This is a genomic window from Dyella japonica DSM 16301, assembly GCF_001010355.1.
Lineage (GTDB): Bacteria > Pseudomonadota > Gammaproteobacteria > Xanthomonadales > Rhodanobacteraceae > Dyella > Dyella japonica.
Genome location: NZ_JPLA01000017.1, coordinates 1 through 19,613, shown reverse-complemented (window position 1 = coordinate 19,613; position 19,613 = coordinate 1). Strand labels below are relative to the sequence as shown.

The window sequence follows — 19,613 nt, the reverse complement described above, 5'->3', positions numbered from 1 at the left end:
ATCCACTCCCGCTTGCCGGTGAACACGATGGTCAGCCATTCGGCGCGAATATCGGTACCCAGCCGCGTGGCGATCTCGCTACGCACCGCATCCACATCCCGCATATCACCTAGCGGCCGCGACGCATCCACCAGGATGTGGATATCGATAAACCGCATGCGCCCGATCTTGGCGACATAGCTGGTGAAGTGCAGATAGCCACGCTCCTGCACCAAGCGTGTCATCACATCACGCACGCGCTGGTCGAGCGAATCGGGTGCCAGTTGCAGCACTTCGCGCAACGCATGCCATAGGCTGCCCAGGGGCAGCGGCAACAGCGCGATGGTCAGCAGCAGGAGCACAGTGGAATCGATATAGCGCGTGGCGTGATCGAACGGACCGCCCTCGATCGCCGCCGCCAACGCAAAGCCCACCAGCACCGCAACGCTGATCGCGCCGCCGATAAACCAACCCTTCGCGTCCAGTTGCAGCAGCACCGATCCCAAGGCATTGGCCTGGCGTCGCACATAAAGCGCCATGGCCAGGCTGACCACGCCCATCACCGCCGCCCACACCGCGCCAAAACCGAACGCGAGTTCGTGACCGCCAGTCAGCAGGCCATGCAGGGCGGTGAAGCCGCCGTAGCTGCAGATCGCGGAGAGCACCGCCGCGTTGAACACCAGCACCAACGGCTCCAGGTGCCAGTAGCCGAACTGGAAGCGCCGGCTGCCTTCGCTGGTGACCAGATGGGACACCAGCAGCGAGCCCGCGGTAAGCACCACGTCGACCAGCGAGTAGAAGCCATCGAAGGCGATGGCCTGCGAGTGCATCAGCAAGCCTACCGTGACGCAGGCCACGCCGACCAGGAAGGTTGCGCCGATCGACACGCGCAGCAGGCGTTGTTCGCGGGAGGTGTCCATGCCGATCCCCAAGGGTGGTCCCGCACATTATGGCGTACTCGCGTCGGCGGCACGATGAGGCCTGTACGCCCCCCCACAATGCGCAGACCCTTGTAGGAGCGCACNNTGCGCTCCTACAAGGGAGGGGTTGCGCGGTCGACATGGCGTGAATGATGGGCGTCCAAACGCTTCGATGAAAATGCGCACCGGGCGTCCGCTCGCTGTGTTTTCTCTGTCAACAAACCTTCACGTTTTGCATTCAGCTGTCGCGTCAGGATCGGCGAACGCAACGCACGTTTGGTAAGGGATTGTCATGACCAGCAAGCCCAGATCGCCTTCCCGTCGCGACTTTTTGCGACAGTCGCTGGTGGCGGTACCTGCCGTCAGTCTCCTGGGAACCTCCGCCATCGCGCAGACGCAAAGCAGCACGGCCGCGACGCCTGCGGCAGCTGCCACGGCAACGAAGTACACGCCACGTTATTTCACGGCGCCCGAGTGGGATTTCCTGCAGGCGGCGGTGGAGCGATTGATCCCACCCAATGAGGACGGACCCAGCGCCGTTGAAGCGGGCGTACCGGAGTTTCTAGATCGCCAGATGGAAGCGGCCTACGGCCATGGCGGTCTCTGGTATATGCAGGGCCCGTTCGTGCCCGATGCACCGGCCACGCTGGGTTATCAGCTGCGTTACACGCCGCGCGAGTTCTATCGCAAGGGCATCGCCTCGGTCGACAGCTGGTGCCAGAAGCAGCACAACCAGAAGTTCTCCGCGCTGCCCGCCGAGCAACGCGACGCCATCCTCCATCAGATGGAGAAGGGTGAGATCCAGCTCGACGATATCCCGGCGGTGGCCTTCTTCACCCAGTTGCTGGCCAACACCAAGGAAGGCTACTTCGCCGACCCGATGTACGGCGGCAACAGGCAGATGGGCGGCTGGAAGATGATCGGCTTTCCTGGCGCGCGCGCCGACTATGCCGACTGGATCGAACAGCCCGGCAAGGTCTATCCGTTCGGGCCGGTGTCGATCGAAGGGGCGAAATCATGACGCGCATGAAACCGGTCGACGTGGTGCTGGTCGGCTTTGGCTGGACCGGCGCGATCATCGGCATGGAACTGGTCGATACGGGTTTGAAGATCCTGGCGCTGGAACGCGGCGCCTATCGCGATACCTCGCCCGACTTCACCTATCCGCACAATGCCGATGAACTGGCCTATGGCATCCGTGGCGAACTGTTCCAGCCGCTGGCGCGCGAGACGGTGACGATACGCCACAATCTCAACGAGACCGCCGTGCCGTATCGCCAGTACGGCTCGTTCCTGCTCGGCAACAACGTGGGCGGCGCGGGCATCCACTGGAACGGGCAGCACTATCGGCCCTCGCCGGAGGATCTGGAATTCCACAGTCATATCAGCAAGCGCTACGGGCAGAAGTTCATGCCCGAGGACATGCAGATCCAGGACTATGGCGTCACCTACGACGAGCTGGAGCCCTTCCTCGATCAGTTTGAGTACCTGTGCGGCACCTCAGGGCGCGCCGGCAATCTCAATGGCGAGATCAAGGACGGCGGCAATCCGTTCGAAGGGGTGCGCAAGCGCGAGTATCCCAATCCGCCGGTGGCCGACAACTACGGCGCCAAACTGTTTGCCGATGCCGCTCGCTCGAAGGGCTACAAGCCGTTCCCGCAGCCCTCGTCGAATGCATCGCGGCCTTATACCAATCCGCATGGTGTGCGGCTGGGTCCGTGCAATCTGTGCGGCTATTGCGAGCGCTTCGGCTGCTTCATGTATTCCAAGGCGTCGCCGCAGACCACCATCCTGCCCGTGCTGATGCGCAAGCCGAATTTCGAGCTGCGCACCAACAGCCATGTGATCAAGATCAACCTCGATTCCAGCGGCAAGCGCGCCACCGGCGTGACCTATATCGACGCGCAAGGACAGCAGGTCGAGCAGCCCGCCGATCTGGTGATCGTGTCGGCCTTCCAGATGCACAACGTGCGCCTGATGCTGATGTCCGGCATCGGTGCGCCCTACGATCCGAAAACCGGCAAGGGCGTGATCGGCAAGAACTACGCGTACCAGATGATGAGCAACGTCAACGTTTTCTTCGACAAGGACGTGGCGATCAATCCGTTCATCGGCGCGGGTTCGGGCGGCAACCAGATCATCGACGAGTTCAACTCCGACCACTTCGACCACGGGCCGCATGGTTTCGTCGGCGGTGGTTACATCCTCGGCGGGCAGACCGGCGGCCGACCGATCCAGCAGCTGCTGGTGCCACCGGGTACACCGGCGTGGGGCGAAAAGTGGAAGCGCGCGGCGAAGGATAGTTACCTGCACACCACCGGCGTGCAGTCGCATGGTTCGGTGATGGCCTATCGCGATCGCTATCTCGATCTCGACCCGACCTACAAGGATGCGTTTGGCCTGCCGCTGTTGCGCATCACCTTCGACTGGCACGACAACGAATACAAGATGACGCAATTCCTGACCGATCGTGCGCAGGAGATTGCCGATGCGATGAAGCCCAGGCAGACCTCGCAGACGATACGCAAACCGGGCGGCCACTACGACGTGCGCCAGTACCAGACGACGCACACCACCGGCGGCGTGATCCAGGGCACTTCACCCGAGACCAGCGCCCTGAATCGCTTCCAGCAGAACTGGGACGTGCACAACGTGTTTGTCACGGGTGCGTCGGCGTTCCCGCAGAACCTCGGCTACAACCCGACCGGTCTGATCGGCGGCCTCACGTACATGTCCGTCAAGGCCATCCGCGAGACCTACCTCAAGAATCCCGGGCCTCTGGTGCAGGCATGAACACCTATGCGAAGCCTCGTCGTGGCAACACCCTGTGGCGCGTGATCGTCGTCCTCGTCGTGTTGCTGGTGATCGTGTGGCTGCTGGCCATGCTGTTTCCCGGCGGCGGCGGTGATCCGACCGCAAAAGCAGCAGAGGCCACGCCCGATCAGATCAAGCAGGGCGAATACCTTGCGCGCCTGGGCGATTGCGCGGCCTGCCATACCGCGCCCGGCGGCAAGGCCTATGCCGGCGGCCTGCCGATCGCCTCGCCGATCGGCACCATCTACAGCACCAATATCACGCCCGATCCGGACACCGGCATCGGCAAGTACAGCTATGGCCAGTTCGAGCGCGCGGTGCGCCGTGGGATCAATGCGGACGGCCATACGCTCTACCCCGCCATGCCGTATCCGTCGTACGCGAAGGTGAACGATGAGGATATCCAGGCCTTGTACGCGTACTTCATGCACAGCGTGCAACCGGTGAAACAGGACAACCACGCCGAGGACATCCACTGGCCGCTGTCCATGCGCTGGCCGCTCACCTATTGGCGCTGGCTGTTCGCGCCGAAGGTGTCGCCGATCGAGACCGCCGCCACCGGCGATGCAACCATGGCGCGCGGGCAATATCTGGTGGAAGGTCTGGGACATTGCGGTGCCTGCCACACGCCGCGCGCATTCACCCTGCAGGAAAAGGCGCTGGGGCCGAAGGATGGCACGGTTTATCTCAGCGGCAGCGTCAACGACAACTGGGTCACGCCCAGCTTGCGCGGCGAACTGGCCAGCGGTCTGGGCAGCGTGCCGGACGATGAGCTGATCGCCCTGCTGAAGACCGGACGCACCGAACGCAGTGCCGTGTTTGGCGGCATGAGCGACGTGATCGAACACAGCACGCAGTACATGAGCGATGCGGATCTCGCCGCCATGGTCCACTTCCTGAAGTCCTTGCCGGCGGCGCGGCAGGAACAGGCGGTGACCTACGACGCGGCCAGGCACACGGCGCTCTACAGCGGCAACGTGAGCACACCGGGGGCGCAGCTGTACATCGACAATTGCGCCACCTGCCATCGCACCGACGGACACGGTTACGGACAGGTCTATCCCGCATTGGCCGGCAATCCCGTGCTCAATGGCGAGAATCCCGGCTCGGCCGTGCGTCTTGTGCTGCACGGCGCCACCATGCCGGCCGGGCGCGATGCGCCCACGCAGTTCAGCATGCCGGCCTTCCGCGAACGCCTGAACAATCAGCAGATCGCGGACATCCTCACCTTCGTGCGCTCCAGCTGGGGCAATCGCGGTGGCGCGGTGACGGCGGGACAGGTGGCGGATCTGCGCGACAAGCCACCGGTCGGCCAGCCCTTGATGACGAGTTACGATCCGCGGGTACGCGACCCCAACGAGCTCAAGGCGGACGCGGAAGACCAGGTGCCGCCAACGCCTCCGCCGTCTAAGTAACGCCGTGCATGGCAGCGCTCAACGCGCTGCCACTGCCTTCGCCTCGCTGCCGGACCAGCCGCCACCCAATGCCCGAAACGTGGCCACTGCGGCGCGCGCGTCATCCGCATGGACGCGAGCGAGTTCGTCGCGCGAGGTCAGCAGCTGGCGATCTTCATCCAGCACTTCGATCAGGCTGACCGCGCCACCCTTGTACGCATCCTGCGCGGCATCGCGGGCCTGCACGTGGGCCTGCACTTCCAGGGTCAGATCGCGGTGTTGGGTTTCCAGCTCGGCGAGGGAAACGATGGCGTTCTCCACGTCCTCCGTGGCACGCAGCATCGACTGGCGATACTGCGCCAGCGCTTCGGCATTGGCGCCCTTGGCCTGCGCCACTTCCGCATCCACACGACCGAAGTCGAACAGGCGCCAGTGCAGGCCGAGCACGGCTTGCGGCTGGAACGCCTGGGAGGAGAACAGCGAGCCGCTCTGCAGGCTTTCAAAACCGAGCAGGCCGCCCAGCGAGACCTTCGGGTAGTACTCGGCCACGGCAACGCCGATGCGTGCGTTCGATGCGGCGAGCTTGCGCTCGGCGGCGATCACGTCCGGGCGGCGGCGCAGCAGCATGTCCGGGCCGCCGTCGGTGCCGATCACCGGCACGGTGAAGCTCGGCGCGTGATCCTGCAGTTCCGCCGCGTAGGTGCCGGGCGCGGCGCCCATCAGCACATCAAGACGGTTGAGCTGTTGCGCCAGCGTGATGCGCAGCGGCGGCAAGGTGGTCTTGGCCTGCAGCACCAGCGCCTGGGCCTGCGCCACTTCTCGCGTGGTCGCCAGGCCACCGGCCAGCCTCAGCTTGACCAACTCCAGCAGCTTGTTTTCCGTATCGATCTGCTGCTGCGCGAGGCGGATGCGTTCCTGCGCACCGCGCACCTGGAAATAGCTGTCGGCAGCCTCTGCCGCGACGGAGACCCGCACGCCGTCCTGGCTGGCTTCCGCCGCCTGCGCTTCGGCATCTGCGGCCTCGGCGCCACGGTGCAAGCCGCCGGCAAGATCGAGCTCCCAGCTTGCGCCGACGCCCAATGTTTCCAGCGTCTGCGATCGCTTGTAACCAGGAGTCTGGCTGGCGATCTCGCCCAGCGGGCCCTTGGTGGATTGATGTTGCTGCACCAGCTGGCCGTCGAGACTGCCCTGCGGTGCGAGCTGCGCGCCGGCTTCGCGCGCTGCCGCACGAGCCTGGTCCACGCGCGCCATCGCCGCAGCGAGATCGAGGTTCTGCGCCATCACGCGGCTGATGATGCGGGTGAGCTCGGGATCATCGAACCCCTGCCACCACGCATCGAGCTCCGGCGCGGCGCGCGTGGCATCGCGCTGCTGCAGCAGTGACTGGCTCGCATAGTCGGTGTTGGTCTTTACCTCAGGACGCACGTAGTTGGGACCGACCGTGCAGCCGGCCAGACCGATCAATGCCGACGCGAGTGCGCCCAAAACCAGTGAATGGCGACGCGATGATGAGCGTGACGCGCCGGCAGATGACGAAAGCGAAGTGTTCATCGTGATATCTCAAAAGTAGAAAGAATTCGATCAGTGCGCATCGGCGGACGGCGCGGCAGGCGGCGCCACCTTGCGCATCAGCGGCACCATCGCCGTTGCGACGACAAAGCACAGGCCGATGGCGAGGAAGGCGTCTGCGTACGAGAGCGTCTGGGCTTCGCGATATGCCAGCTGCCACAACTGATGCAGCGAGCCATTGGTGGCGTCGTCGACGTTCTGGCCGAGTTCGGCGATATGGCCGGTGGTCTGTGCCAGCCAGCCGTTCATCGCTTCATTGCTCGCGTTGAGATGTTCGGACAGGCGATAGAAATGCAGGTTGGTGCGGTCGTTGAGGATGGTCGCGCACACCGCGATACCGATCGCGCCGCCAAGGTTGCGCATCAGGTTGAACAGGCCCGAGGCGAGCTTCAGACGGTTCGGCGCCAGGCCGCCTAGGGTGAGCGTCACCGCCGGCGGTACCGCAAGCTGCTGGGCCATGCCGCGCAGGGCCTGCGGCAGCAGCAATTCGTGCGCGCCCCAGTCATGCGTGATCGGGGTGAAGTCCCACATCGAGATGGCGAACACACCCAGCCCCACCATCATGATCCAGCGCAAGTCGTAGCGCTTGGCCAGGAAGGTGTAGAGCGGAATGCTCAAGATCTGGAACACGCCGGTGGAGAACACCGCCTCGCCAATCTGCAACGCGCTGTAGCCACGCACACGACCCAGGAACAGCGGCGTGAGATAGATGGTGGCGAACAGGCCGATGCCGGTGACGAAGGAGAAGAAGCAGCCAAGCGCGAAGTTGCGGTCGCGCAGTGCGCGCAAATCGACAACGGGATGATCGTAGGTCAGGCTGCGCGCGATGAAACCCACGCCCGCCAGCCCCGACAGCCACGCTGTGGTAAGGATCGTCTGGTCGCTGAACCAGTTCCAGCGCGGACCTTCTTCCAGCGTGTATTCCAGACAGCCGAGGAAGATCGCCAGCAGCACCATGCCCAGATAGTCGGCGTGGCGCAGCAGCGAGTAATCCGAGCGGTCGATATTGACCAGCATCGGCACCGCCACCGCGACGAAAATGCCCGGCACCAGGTTGATGAAGAACAGCCAGTGCCACGAGGAGTGATCGGTAATCCAACCACCCAGCGTGGGCCCAAGCGTCGGCGCCAGCGAGGCGATCGCACCGATGGTGGCCGCCGCAATCACGCGCTGCTTGTTCTGGAAGAACACGAAGGCGGTGGTGAATACCATCGGGATCATCGAGCCGCCGAGGAAGCCCTGCAGCGCGCGGAACACGATCATGCTCTTGATGTCCCAGGCCATGCCGCACAGCATGCTGGTCACGGTGAAACCCGCCGCCGACGCGGCAAACAGCCAGCGCGTGGACATCACGCGCGACAGCCAGCCCGACAGCGGAATCACCACGATTTCCGCGATGAGATAGCTGGTCTGCACCCAGGCCGTTTCATCCGTACCTGCCGACAGTCCGCCGCCGATGTCGCGCAGCGACGCGGACACGATCTGGATATCGAGCAAGGCGATGAACATGCCCACGCACATGCTGGCGAAGGCGAACACTTTCTGCGCGATGCTGAGCGCGGCCGGATCGATGGGCCCGCTCAGCGGCGCGCTGGCGGCATGGGCGTTCATGGCGTGGCGGTCCGGCTGCGCGTATCCACATCAGCCACCACGGAGAGGCCGGGGCGCAGCACACCCAGCGCGTCGTCCTTGCTGTCCAACACCACGCGTACCGGCACGCGCTGCACGACCTTGGTGAAGTTGCCGGTGGCGTTCTCCGGCGGCAGCACGCTGAACTGTGCACCGGTGGCCGGGGCGAGGCTCGCGAGATGGCCGTGGAAGACGCGGCCAGGCACGACGTCGGCGCGGATTTCCACCGACTGCCCGGCGGTCATGCGGGCAAGCTGGTCTTCCTTGAAGTTGGCGTCGACCCACAGGCCACGCGCCGGCACCACCGACAGCAGCTGCGTTCCCGCCGCGGCATAGGCGCCCGTGCGAGCGCGACGATTGCCGACCACGCCGTCCACCGGTGCGCGCAGCTCGGTATAACCCTCGTTGAGTCGCGCGATGTCCTGTTCCGCCTTCGCCTGTTGCAGAGCGGCGCGTGCCTGCTGCTTCTGCGATTCGATCACATCGATCTGCCGCTGCGCGGCGACCAGTGAAGCATCGGCCTTATCCGAACCGGCACGTGCCGTCTTGTACGTGGCATCGGCGCGCTGCGCGCTTTCGATCGACACTGCCGAGCGGCTGGAGAGGTCGCGGTAACGCTCTTGGTCGTCACGCGAGCGCTGTGTTTCGGCATCGGCCGCGGCCACGCTGGCCTGCGCCTGGCGGATCACCGCCAGCTGCAGTTTTTCGGTGGCGTCCAGATTGGCGAGCAAGGCTTCCTGCGCGGCCACGGCGCCGTCGGCCTTGGCCAGCGCGGCGCGGTAGTCGCGATCGTCGATCTTCACCAGCAGGTCGCCGGCTTGCACCACCTGGTTGTCGGTCACCGCGACCTGCGTGATATAGCCGGGCACCTTGGGACCGATCACGGTGACATCGCCGCCGACATAGGCATCGTCGGTGTCTTCGATAAAGCGGCCCACGCTCCACCAGTGGCCGCCGTAGAGCACACCGGCGATCACGGCCGCGCCGATGGCGAGCCTGAGCAGCTGCTTCTTCCTGCTTCGGGGAACGGATTCCGTAACGGCGGGTGCGTCCGCGCGTTCGGCAACGGTGACGGCATTCATGGGAGTGACTCCGGAGGCTTGGGATGGGAAAGGGTTTGCAGGGCTTGCGCCCGTGAATTCCTGAATTCGATGCGCGCACGCATGCGCTCGCTGGCGGCGGGGCCGGCGCGCATTTCATGGCGTTCGCGGGTGATGGGTTCGCCCGTCTGGCGATCGACCAGCACCGGTTCGACGACGTGGCCCAGCTGGCGATCGACCAGCTCGATGGCCTGGCCTTCCTCGGCGAAGTGCCGGTTGCCCCAGGCCATCATCGCCAGCAGCACCGGACGGAAGTCGCGGCCGCGCTCGGTGAGCACGTATTCGTGGCGCACGGGGCGGGTGCTGTAGCGACGGCGCTCGAGCATGCCCGTTTCCACCAGCATCGCCAGGCGGCGGCTGAGGATGTTCGGCGCGATCCCCAGGCTGGTCTGGAAATCGTCGAAGCGCGTGAAGCCATAAAAGGCGTCGCGCAGGATCAGCATGCTCCACCACTCGCCGACCCGGTCCAAACCACGGGCGATCGGGCATTGCATGTTTTCGGCGGTGGTGTGGCGCACGGCGGGAGGTCCTGCTGCATTACATGACGTGCATCATATAAAGCGTAACTTGCGAAATGCAAGTGACTTTTTGTGAGGACGGCGTGAACCCGGCGGCACCAGAAAAAGTTTGGCCCCTGCCCTTGAAACCGGCGGAACATCGAATTATATGATCTAAGTCATATAAACAGCCGCAAGGCGCTTACTCCCCCGCTACAGGACACTCCGCCATGAAAATCCAGGGTTCCACCGTCTTCATCACCGGCGCCAATCGCGGCCTCGGTCTCGCCTTCGCCAAGGCCGTGCTGGCTGCCGGCGCGCGCAAGGTCTATGCCGCTGCGCGCGATCCTTCCACCGTCACCCTGCCCGGCGTCGTGCCGGTCAAGCTGGACGTGACCAACCCGCAGGACGTTGCCGCCGCGGCGAAGCTGGCTGCGGATGTGGACATCGTGATCAACAACGCCGGCATCACCGGTGGCGCGCCCCTGCTCGACGCCGCCGATGGCGAGAGCAACCTGCGCCGCATCATGGAAACCAATCTGTACGGCGTTTACGCAGTCAGCGCCGCGTTCGCACCGGTGTTGAAGAAGAACGGCGGCGGCGCCCTGGTGAACATGCTCTCTGCGCTGAGCTGGCTGAGCCTGGAAAGCACCAGCGCCTACTCGGTGACCAAGGCAGCGGCGTGGTCGCTCACCAACAGTCTGCGCAACGAATTGCGCGCCCAGGGCACCCAGGTGCTCGGCATCCATGCTGGCTACATCGATACCGACATGGTGAGCCACGTGGACGCGCCCAAGGCCAGCCCGGCCGATATCGCGGCCCGCACCCTCGAAGCGCTGGAGCGCGGCGATGCCGAAGTGCTGGCGGACGACACGGCCAAGCAGGTGAAGGCCGGCTTTGGCGCCACGCCAGCGGCTTATCTGGGCGGCTGATCGCCGGTCACCACGTAGCAACCCGTCAGACACCCATGGACGGCCGCAAGGCCGTCCATTCGGTCGCGAATGGCAGCGTTTCGCTGCACCGCAGTACTGGACGAAAAAGCCCGAGGGAGTCACGCTTACCGTCTCCCCAAGTGCAGGACCGTCCATGAGAACACCCGCCCGTGCCGCCCCCACCTTGCTTGCTGACCTTGGCGGTACCAACGTGCGATTTGCGCTGGCTGATACGGGCCGTGTGAATCCGTTGATGGAGGACAGCGTGCGCCGCTACCGGGTCAAGGATCATGACTCGCTGGCCGAAGCCATGCGCCAGTACTTCACGGACACGGGGTTCACCGCACAGCGCGCCATCATCGCCGCCGCCGGTCGCGTCAGCGAAGGCGAAACGGTGAAGGTCACCAACAATCCCTGGCAGGTCGCGGCGCATGCGCTGCAGGCCGAGCTGGGCATGGAAGCCGTGCACCTGGTCAACGACTTCGCCGCGCAGGCGATGGCCGTGCCGCTGCACACGCACGATCAGCTGTCCTCGGTCGGTCCGCAGCCGATCACCGAACTGGGTACGCGCGAAACGCAGACCTTCGTCGTGGTGGGTCCTGGCACCGGTCTTGGCGTGGCTGGCCTGATGCGCCGCGAAGGCCGCTGGATGGTGCTGGAGACCGAAGGCGGCCACGCCGGTTTCGCGGCGCACACCACCGAAGACGTGGAAATCCTGCATCGCCTCAACGCGCGCTTCGGCCGCGTCTCCAACGAACGCATGATCTGCGGCAACGGCCTGGTGAATCTCTACCTCGCCCTGGCCGACATCGCCGGCCAGCCGCCGGAGGAATACACGCCCGAAGACATCACCGCGCGCGCCGAGGCAGGCACCGATCCGCTGTGCGTGCGCACGGTGGAAACGCTCGCCGGCATCTTCGGCAGCGTGGCGGGCGACCTGGTGTTGAGCCTGGGCGGCTGGGATGGTGTCTATCTCACCGGCGGCATGCTGCCGATCCTGCTGCCGTGGCTGAAGCACGGCGGTTTCCGCGAGCGCTTCGAAGCCAAGGGCCGCTTCCGCGAAACCATGGAGCAGGTGCCCACGGTGGCCATGATGCATCCGGATCCGGGCCTGCTCGGCGCCGCGGCATTGGCGGTGCTCGACGCCGGCAAGTCGCTGGTACCCAACAACGGCTGACCCGGGCCAGCCGTTGGCTTGAACTCAAAGGTACTGGCGCGTCACCACGTACTTGTGACCACCGTCGTGCCGATCCACAAAGTAATCGAGCATGGCGACGCCTGTGGCGTCCTGGGCGGTCGCTGTGTTCTCCGTATAGACGGCGCGTGAGCTGCCACTGCCGCAGCTCCGCACACGACCCGGTGCACCGACGGGTGCGCCGGGGTTGCAGGCCTCCTGTACGACCGCGCCGATAAAGGCAAGTTGCGCATATCCCTCGTGCGCGCTCGCCGCGCCCATGGCCACCCATGTCGCCACGCCTGCGAGTGCGAGCCTCCTGTTCCTGTTCATGACATTCCCCTGTTCGCGTTGATGGTGTCGTCGCGCGAGCGACCAGCCGGGAATGTCCATGTAGGCGATGGTCGCCAAGGGCGACGCGTCTTCCAGCGAGCGCGCTTCGCGTTGCGACGCCGCGCGCTCCCCGCCCCCGGCCGGAGTCGCTAGTTCGACGACACGCACGTTAAGCAGCCAACGAGAAGTTTTCTGTCAGGCAAAGTGAGGCCTACATCGGGCCGTGCGTTGCATCACGCTTCCAGGTCGCAGCTTGCGCGGGTGCTACGCTTTAGCGACCTTCCCCAGCGCGAGCGCCCCCCCCATGCCACGCAGCGACACCGCTTTCCTGTTCGATCTCGACGGCACGCTGGTCGACAGCGTCTACCAGCATGTCCTGGCCTGGAAGGAAGCGCTCGATCGCGAAGGCGTGGAGCTGTCGGTGTGGCGCATCCACCGCAAGATCGGCATGAGCGGCGGCCTGTTCGCCAACATCCTGCTGCGCGAGACCGGCATCGAGATCACCGAGGAACGCCTGACCCGCCTGCGCACCTGGCACGCCGAGGCGTACAACCGCCAGGCCACGCAGGGCTCGGTGCGTCCGCTGCCGGGTGCGCGCGAGCTGCTGGCCTTCCTCACCGATGCGGAAATTCCCTGGGCAATCGCCACCAGCGGCCGCATGACCACAGCGGCGCACAATCTCGAAGCGCTGGGCGTAGATCCCTCGAAAGTACCGGTGGTGACGCGCGACCAGGTGCGCCACGCCAAACCCGATCCGGATCTTTTCATCGCCGCCGCGCAGCGCCTGGGCATCGATATCCACTACAGCCTGGTCATCGGCGACAGCATCTGGGACATGCTCGCCGCGCAGCGCGCCCGCGCGCTCGGCGTGGGCCTGCTGTCGGGCGGCTACGGCGAGGAAGAGCTGGAAGACGCCGGCGCGTTCCGCGTCTACGAAGACCCGGCAGACCTGCTCAAGCATATCGACGAAGTGGTGGCGCGAAGCTGAGAGCGAGGAGTGAGGGAAGAGGAGCGAGGAGTGAGTGGAGAGGAGTGAGAAGTGAGAGAGAGCGGGCCTGCTCTTCTCTCACTTCTCACTCCTCTCCCCTTACTCCCGCCCTTTAACTCGTTCCTTATGTTTTCGGTCGATTCATCGCACCGCAAATGCTTGCGCTAGTCTCGGAACAGGATTCGTGACACCCGGAGGGCTCATGCGCCGTTTCCTCGCCCTGCTTCCCCTCGCGCTGCTCGTCGCGTGCTCGCCCTCGTCGCCGCCGCCCGAGCAGAAACCACCAGCGCCCAAAGCCGCGGCGGCCAGCACGCCCGACAACGCCGAGCTGGGCTCCCCGCAATGGTACGAATGGGTCGACGACCGCCTGCACATCACCGACGACGGCCACGGCCCCGACCGCGGTTCCTCGGAATGGAACAGCGCGGTGCAGCACAAGCTGGGGCAAGAGGCCCCGCAATCACCACTGGGATCGCCGCAATGGCAGCAGGCGGTGGATGCGCTGTTGCGGACGAGGCCGGCGATGTAGTGCACCGGGCGCGAACATTGTAGGAGCGCACTTGTGCGCGACCACCCCACGGAGCGGTACACCCCAGCGGGGCGGTCGCGCACAAGTGCGCTCCTACAGAAGACTCATTCGCCAAGGATGATCGATTGAATGCGACGACCCGCTGTTTGTGGGAGCGCACCCTGTGCGCGACAAACCTACGGAGCGGTACACCACGGCGTGGCTGTCGCGCACAGGGTGCGCTCCCACAGGGAGATACAGGGCGCGCCCTCACAACGAGATATTGAGGGCGACAGCAGCCGATCAGCCAGGCGCCAACAACGCATCCAGATCCGACTGATCAAAACTCAGCTTCTCGCGCGTACCGCCACCCTCCAGCACCGCTTCGGCCAGCTCCGCCTTGCGCGCCTTCAGCTCTTCGATGCGCTCCTCCACCGTGCCGCCGGTGATCAGGCGGAACACGAACACCGGCTTGTCCTGGCCGATGCGATGGGCGCGATCGGAGGCCTGCGCTTCCGCCGCCGGATTCCACCACGGGTCGTAATGGATCACGGTGTCGGCGGCGGTGAGGTTGAGGCCCACGCCGCCAGCCTTCAGCGACAGCAGGAACAGCGGCACCTCGCCTTCCTGGAACTGGCGCACCGGTTCGGCGCGATCGCGCGTTTCGCCAGTGAGCGTGACGTAGCGGATGCGATGGCGATCCAGCTCGTGCGCGATCAGCTTGAGCATTTCGGTGAACTGCGAGAACAGCAGCACCTTGCGGCCTTCCGCCAGCAGCGCCGGCAGCATGTCCATCAGCAATTCGAACTTCGCCGAATCGCGCACGCCGCGCGCCGCTTCCAGCTTCACCAGGCGCGGATCGCAGCAGACCTGGCGCAGCTTCAGCAGTGCGTCGAGCACCACGATGCCGCTGTGCGAGATGCCGCGCTGGGCGATGACCTCGCGCAGTTCTTCCGCCAGCGACAGTCGCAGGCTTTCATAGAGTTCGCGTTGACGGCCCTCGAGGATCACGCGGCGCGTGATCTCGGTCTTGGGCGGCAGCTCGCTCGCCACCTGCGACTTCGTACGACGCAGGATGAAGGGCGCAAGACGGCGGTTGAGGCGATCCTGGCAATCGGTATCGCGATGGCGTTCGATCGGCACGCGATAGTGGCGGCGGAACGCGCCTTCGTCGCCGAGCAGGCCGGGCACCGAGAGATCCACCTGCGACCACAGTTCGCCCAGGTGATTTTCCAGCGGCGTGCCGGTGAGGCAGATGCAACGCGGTGCGCGCAGGCTGAGCACGGCCCGACGCGCCTGCGTGCGCGGGTTTTTCACCTGCTGCGCTTCGTCGAGCACGATCAGCGAGAACGGCTGCTTGCGCAGCGACACCACGTCGCGCGGCAATAGCGCATAGCTGGTGAGGATCAAATCGTGCGTGGCGATCTGCGAGAAGTCGCCGCTGCGCTGCGGACCATGCAACGCCAGCACGCGCAGCGCCGGCGCAAAGCGCGCCACTTCGGCGAGCCAGTTCGGAATCAGGCTGGTAGGCACCACGACCAGCGCCGGTTCGGTCAGGGCGCCGCTGTCCTTGAGCGACAGCAGATGCGTGATCAGCTGCAGCGTCTTGCCCAGGCCCATGTCGTCGGCGAGCACGCCGCCCACGCCGGCTTCGGCTAGCGCATTGAGCCAACGCAGACCTTCGCGCTGATACGGACGCAGCTCGACCGTGAGGCCTTCGGGCACCACATCGCTGGCGCGCTCGGCGGCATCACGCAGGCGCGCGGTGAATCCACGCAGCGCGTCGGGCGCGACCAGTTCGCCGCCGGTGGGCAGCGCTTCAACCAGTTCTTCCAGTCGACCGGCCTGCACGCGCGGCAGATGGAGCTTCTTGCGCGGACGTTCGAGATATTCGGCCAGCGGCGCCAGCAGGCCGCGCAATTCCTTCAGGCGCACCGGCACGCGGCGACGCTCGTCGACCGGCGCGTACCACACGGCGTCCTCGGGCTCGTTCGGCACCGGGCTCAAGTTCAGCTGATGGTCGGCCAGCGCCTGCGCCACGGCGGGCAGCAGGTTGTGGCGCTTGCCTTCCACCTCGATGCCGATTTCCAGGTCGAAGGCGTGGTCGTCGGTGTCTTCCACCGCGTTGCCGTACCAGCGCACCGGGCCTTCGAGCACTTCGAACGGGAAGCTCGGTGCGTAGTCGAGCACGAAGCCTTCCGCTTCCAGCTTGGGACGCAGCGCCAGCCAGCGTGCCGGCGTGTTCACTTCCAGCGCGCCCGCGTAGCCCTTGCCGGGGAACAGCCAGGCGTCCTCGGGCAAGGTGTCGGCCAGATCCCAGGGCAGGCCTTCGGTATCCACGCCCGGCGTGAGGCCGGCGCGTTCGAGCTGCTCCATCGCGGAGAGTTCTTCGGCGCGACGGCGGATGATTTCCACCAGATGGCCATTGCGCACGCGGCGCACCAGCGGCTCGCCACCGCGTCCGGGCAGACGCTCGCCAGCGTAGTCAAAGTTGAGGCGCGCATAGGCCAGCGGTGGCGTGCCTGCGGCCAGGCGGGCATGGCGGGTGAGCGCGTGCAGCGTCAGCACGGGCTTGGGCGACAGCTCCGCGCGGCGCAGCTCGCCCAGCACCTGCGGCAACGGCAGGCGGTGCGAGAGGCGGCTGCCCGGCAAGGCGTCGCGCAGGATCTGGCTGTACTCGTGCTTCAGCGGCGGCAGATCGAGCCAGGAGGTTTCTTCCAGCGGCGCATCCAGGTGACCCATCTCCGCGCGTTCGGCATCGAGGTACCACAGCGCATCGATGCGCATGACGCGATGATTGGCCGGCATGCACGGCATCAGCCGCTGGCTGCCGTCGTTTTCCAGGTGCCACTGCCAGTTGAGCTGATGACCCTTGCCGCGCGACAGGCGCAGGCCGGCCAGGCCGCCGAGGAAGCACGGTGTGGTGTCGAGGATTTCCGCCAGCAGCGCATCGCCCACATGGCCGGACAGGCGCGCATAGGTGCGGCTCTTGCGCAGGGTCTGCGGCAGGCCGAGCACGGTCGCGGCCAGGCGTTGTTCGTGCGGCTGCAGTGGCTGTTGCGACAGGTGTTTGCTGTCGAACGGCATCGGGCGTACGTAGCGGGTCTGGTCGGCCATGGCCAGCAGCACCGGCGCCACATCGACATGCGCGTAGGGCACACCTTCCTCGGGCACGACATCGATGAAGAAGCCGAGCACCAGGGGCTCCGCCGGCACGAGCGGCGCGGCTTGCGCCAGCAGCTTGCGCCAGACGCTGGGCAGCGGCTCGCTGACGCCGGCGTCGTCGCGTTGCGTGTGTCGTTTATCGTCCGGTGACTGCATGCGCATTCGATCCAGGGCGACCAAAAGATTCAGCTTAGCAAGGCTCTTGCGTGCGTGCGCGTCTCACGCACCGGTTTTTTCAAACCGATGCGTGTTTGGATCATGGAAGCGTTCAGCGTAGACGACGGAACGATCAAGAACAGGCTTAAACCGTCGGCGTAAACAGGCCGTGCGGATATTCCGGCTTCTGCTCGCGGCTCATCAGCCGCTTGAGTCCTTCGGCCGGCGTCACCTCGCCGTGCAGCACGGCGCGCACGCCGCTGCTGATGGGAAGATCGAGGCCGTGCTTGGCGGCCAGTCGCGCCACTTCGTCGGCGGTGAGCACGCTTTCCACCACCTGGCCGATCTCGCGCACGGCCTCGTCGATGGCCTTGCCGCGGCCCAGCGCCAGGCCAAGCCGGCGATTGCGCGAGAGATCGCCGGTACAGGTGAGCACCAGATCGCCCAGCCCGGCCAGACCCATCAGGGTTTCCGGCCGCGCACCCAGCGCCATGCCCAGGCGCAGCATTTCGTTCATGCCGCGGGTGATCAGGCCGGCACGGGCGTTGAGACCCAGGTCCATGCCATCGGCCACGCCGGTGGCCACGGCCAGCACGTTCTTCATGGCGCCACCGAGCTCGGCGCCGAGCACGTCGCTGCCGGAGTAGGCGCGGAAGTTCGGCGCGTGCAGGATCAGCGCCATTTCATGCGCGAACGCCGCGTCGTCCGAATGCACGGTGACGGCGCTGGGCATGCCCGAGGCCACTTCCTTGGCGAACGAAGGGCCGGTGACGACCGCCGCGGCACGGCCCGGGAAGCGCTCGGCCACCAGTTCGTGCAGAAAACGGCCGGTGCCCGGCTCAAAACCCTTGGTCGCCCACGCAATGCGGGCGTCGGGTTCCAGGTACGGCGCCAGCTCCTCCAGCATGGAGGCGAAGGCATGGCTGGGCACCACGATCAGCACGACCTGGGCCCCGCGCACGGCGGCGGCCAGATCGGCTTCGTAGACCAGCTCAGCCGGCAGCTCGACGTCGGGCAGATAACGCTGGTTGCAATGGGTTTCAGCCATTGCCTTCAGCGCGGAGGCATCACGCCCCCACAGCCGGGTCGGCACCTGATTGCGGGCGGCCAGGGCCGCCAGGGCGGTGCCCCAGGAACCGGCACCGAGTACGGCCAGGGTCGGACGCTCAACCATGAGCACGGACTCTTGGATCAGCTGTTGAGCGTCGGGACGGCGGTGCCGCCGAGGATGCGGCGCTGCTGTTCGGCATACAGCGCGTCGAAGTTGATCGGCTGCAGCAGGAACGGCGGGAAGCCGCCTTCGAGCACCAGCGACGACAGCATTTGACGAGCGTACGGGAACAGCAGGTTCGGGCAATAGCTGTTGAGGATGCCGGCCAGATCCTCTTCCGAGAAACCGGCGATGCCGAACACGCCGGCCTGGTGCACTTCGGCCAGATAGGCGGTGCGATCGTTCAGCGAGCAGGTCAGGGTGAGGCTCAGCACCACTTCGTACAGGTCATTGCCCATATCGGCGGACTTCTGGCCCAGGTTGAGCTGGACCTGCGGCTGCATCTCGGTCTCGCCCACTTCCTGGAAGATCTGCGGGGCGTTGGGCGCCTCGTAGGAGACATCCTTGATGTAGATCTTCTGCAGCACCAGCTGGGGCTGGCCGGCCTGGCCGTTGGCGGAAACGTCTGCCATGGGGTATTCCTCGTAAGTGTTCGGTGCGTGAAAACGCAAAGGGTTTAATTGTTCCATACATCCCCGCGGCCCGCCATGCGCCCGGAGCCCGGTTGAGCAAATATTGCGCACCGCCCTGTTTTTCTGGGAGAATAGCCGGCTCGACCATGCCGACCCGATCCATCGGGCACGTCCGCCACGCGATGCGGACCTCACGGCAGGCGCGAACAGCACCATCTCCAGCATCGCGAGGCCGCAAGGCCGCTGGGCCGATGCCGCCCTGGCTAACGGGTGGCAAACGCGCCCTTGGGCGCCTAACAGGAGGTCATCATGGCCCGTATTTGCCAAGTCACCGGAAAGGGTGTGCAGACTGGTAACAACGTCTCGCACGCAAACAACAAAACTCGCCGCCGCTGGTTGCCGAACCTGCATGAGCGCCGCTTCTGGGTCCCGAGCGAAAACCGCTGGGTGAAGCTGCGCGTTTCCAACCATGCCCTGCGCACGATCGACAAGAACGGCATCGAAGCCGTGCTCGCCGACCTGCGTTCCCGCGGCGAAAAGATCTGAGGATTGAGCCATGGCTAACAGCAAGCAAGACAAGATCCGCCTGATCTCTTCTGCCGGTACCGGTCATTTCTACACCACGCAGAAGAACAAGAAGAACACCCCGGAAAAGTTCGAGTTCAAGAAGTACGATCCGGTGGTTCGCAAGCATGTGATCTACAAGGAAGGCAAGATCAAGTAAGCCCTTGGGTTTAATTGACGCTTCCACGAAAAACCCGCCGAAAGGCGG

18 protein-coding genes are annotated in these 19,613 nt (G+C 65.3%); 9 read left to right on the top strand and 9 right to left on the bottom strand.

Going from position 1 to position 19,613, the window contains the following annotated elements; genetic code table 11:
- Positions 1-899 (bottom strand): cation diffusion facilitator family transporter (locus tag Y882_RS07015; protein ID WP_046971192.1); only part of this gene is annotated, 899 nt, incomplete at its 3' end.
- 292 nt (positions 900-1,191) lie between these two features.
- Here Y882_RS07015 and Y882_RS07010 point away from each other — a divergent pair.
- From Y882_RS07010 to Y882_RS07000, 3 genes are read left to right on the top strand one after another with little or no spacing between them, the layout of a single operon-like run.
- Complete coding sequence (locus Y882_RS07010; protein WP_046971191.1) at positions 1,192-1,920, top strand: gluconate 2-dehydrogenase subunit 3 family protein; 729 nt, start codon at positions 1,192-1,194, stop codon at positions 1,918-1,920.
- Positions 1,917-3,692, top strand: coding sequence for a GMC family oxidoreductase (locus Y882_RS07005; protein ID WP_046971190.1), 1,776 nt, complete (start codon positions 1,917-1,919; stop codon positions 3,690-3,692). Before Y882_RS07010 ends, Y882_RS07005 begins: the two co-directional genes overlap by 4 nt.
- Positions 3,689-5,128 (top strand): cytochrome c, encoded by a 1,440-nt coding sequence (locus tag Y882_RS07000; RefSeq protein WP_052949761.1) that lies wholly within the window; start codon positions 3,689-3,691, stop codon positions 5,126-5,128. Before Y882_RS07005 ends, Y882_RS07000 begins: the two co-directional genes overlap by 4 nt.
- Positions 5,129-5,146: 18 nt before the next feature.
- Here the strand turns inward: Y882_RS07000 and Y882_RS06995 are convergent, their stop codons facing one another.
- Genes Y882_RS06995 through Y882_RS06980 form a run of 4 tightly spaced genes read right to left on the bottom strand, consistent with a single transcriptional unit; the run spans position 5,147 to position 9,923 of the window.
- A complete protein-coding gene (locus tag Y882_RS06995) occupies positions 5,147-6,658 on the bottom strand; it encodes an efflux transporter outer membrane subunit (protein WP_082120984.1) in 1,512 nt (503 codons plus the stop codon).
- 30 nt (positions 6,659-6,688) lie between these two features.
- Positions 6,689-8,287 (bottom strand): DHA2 family efflux MFS transporter permease subunit, encoded by a 1,599-nt coding sequence (locus Y882_RS06990; protein WP_046971188.1) that lies wholly within the window; start codon positions 8,285-8,287, stop codon positions 6,689-6,691.
- Positions 8,284-9,387, bottom strand: coding sequence for an HlyD family secretion protein (locus tag Y882_RS06985; protein WP_046971187.1), 1,104 nt, complete (start codon positions 9,385-9,387; stop codon positions 8,284-8,286). The genes Y882_RS06990 and Y882_RS06985 overlap by 4 nt, the downstream gene beginning before the upstream one ends.
- Complete coding sequence (locus Y882_RS06980; protein WP_046971186.1) at positions 9,384-9,923, bottom strand: winged helix-turn-helix transcriptional regulator; 540 nt, start codon at positions 9,921-9,923, stop codon at positions 9,384-9,386. The genes Y882_RS06985 and Y882_RS06980 overlap by 4 nt, the downstream gene beginning before the upstream one ends.
- A gap of 209 nt (positions 9,924-10,132) precedes the next feature.
- Here Y882_RS06980 and Y882_RS06975 point away from each other — a divergent pair, with 209 nt between their 5' ends.
- Positions 10,133-10,834: an SDR family oxidoreductase gene (locus tag Y882_RS06975; protein ID WP_046971185.1), complete on the top strand. Its 702-nt coding sequence runs from the start codon at positions 10,133-10,135 to the stop codon at positions 10,832-10,834.
- Between the two features lie 154 nt (positions 10,835-10,988).
- On the top strand, positions 10,989-12,011 hold the full coding sequence (glk, locus tag Y882_RS06970) for a glucokinase (protein WP_046971184.1): 1,023 nt from the start codon (positions 10,989-10,991) through the stop codon (positions 12,009-12,011).
- Positions 12,012-12,035: 24 nt separating this feature from the next.
- Here the strand turns inward: glk and Y882_RS06965 are convergent, their stop codons facing one another.
- Positions 12,036-12,509, bottom strand: coding sequence for a hypothetical protein (locus Y882_RS06965; protein WP_046971183.1), 474 nt, complete (start codon positions 12,507-12,509; stop codon positions 12,036-12,038).
- 136 nt (positions 12,510-12,645) lie between these two features.
- Between Y882_RS06965 and Y882_RS06960 the strand changes: the two genes are divergently transcribed.
- On the top strand, positions 12,646-13,329 hold the full coding sequence (locus tag Y882_RS06960) for an HAD family hydrolase (protein WP_046971182.1): 684 nt from the start codon (positions 12,646-12,648) through the stop codon (positions 13,327-13,329).
- Positions 13,330-13,531: 202 nt separating this feature from the next.
- The gene (locus Y882_RS06955) at positions 13,532-13,858 is read left to right on the top strand and encodes a hypothetical protein (RefSeq protein WP_046971181.1); all 327 of its coding nucleotides are present in this window, start codon (positions 13,532-13,534) and stop codon (positions 13,856-13,858) included.
- 282 nt (positions 13,859-14,140) lie between these two features.
- On the opposite strand, the gene Y882_RS06950 is transcribed toward Y882_RS06955, so the two are convergent.
- The 3 genes from Y882_RS06950 to secB all read right to left on the bottom strand — a co-directional run bounded on the left by Y882_RS06950 (position 14,141) and on the right by secB (position 18,841).
- Positions 14,141-17,158 (bottom strand): DEAD/DEAH box helicase, encoded by a 3,018-nt coding sequence (locus Y882_RS06950; RefSeq protein WP_046971193.1) that lies wholly within the window; start codon positions 17,156-17,158, stop codon positions 14,141-14,143.
- 145 nt (positions 17,159-17,303) lie between these two features.
- Positions 17,304-18,332 carry an NAD(P)H-dependent glycerol-3-phosphate dehydrogenase gene (locus tag Y882_RS06945; protein ID WP_046971180.1) on the bottom strand — a complete coding sequence of 343 codons (1,029 nt, stop codon included), beginning with the start codon at positions 18,330-18,332 and terminating at the stop codon, positions 17,304-17,306.
- A gap of 17 nt (positions 18,333-18,349) precedes the next feature.
- Positions 18,350-18,841, bottom strand: a complete 492-nt coding sequence (gene secB, locus Y882_RS06940) for a protein-export chaperone SecB (RefSeq protein ID WP_046971179.1) — start codon at positions 18,839-18,841, stop codon at positions 18,350-18,352.
- 309 nt (positions 18,842-19,150) lie between these two features.
- Between secB and rpmB the strand changes: the two genes are divergently transcribed.
- Together rpmB and rpmG are read left to right on the top strand one after the other, a co-directional pair.
- Positions 19,151-19,387, top strand: coding sequence for a 50S ribosomal protein L28 (gene rpmB / locus Y882_RS06935; protein ID WP_046971178.1), 237 nt, complete (start codon positions 19,151-19,153; stop codon positions 19,385-19,387).
- A gap of 10 nt (positions 19,388-19,397) precedes the next feature.
- Complete coding sequence (gene rpmG, locus Y882_RS06930; RefSeq protein WP_008211962.1) at positions 19,398-19,565, top strand: 50S ribosomal protein L33; 168 nt, start codon at positions 19,398-19,400, stop codon at positions 19,563-19,565.
- Positions 19,566-19,613 lie beyond the last annotated feature (48 nt).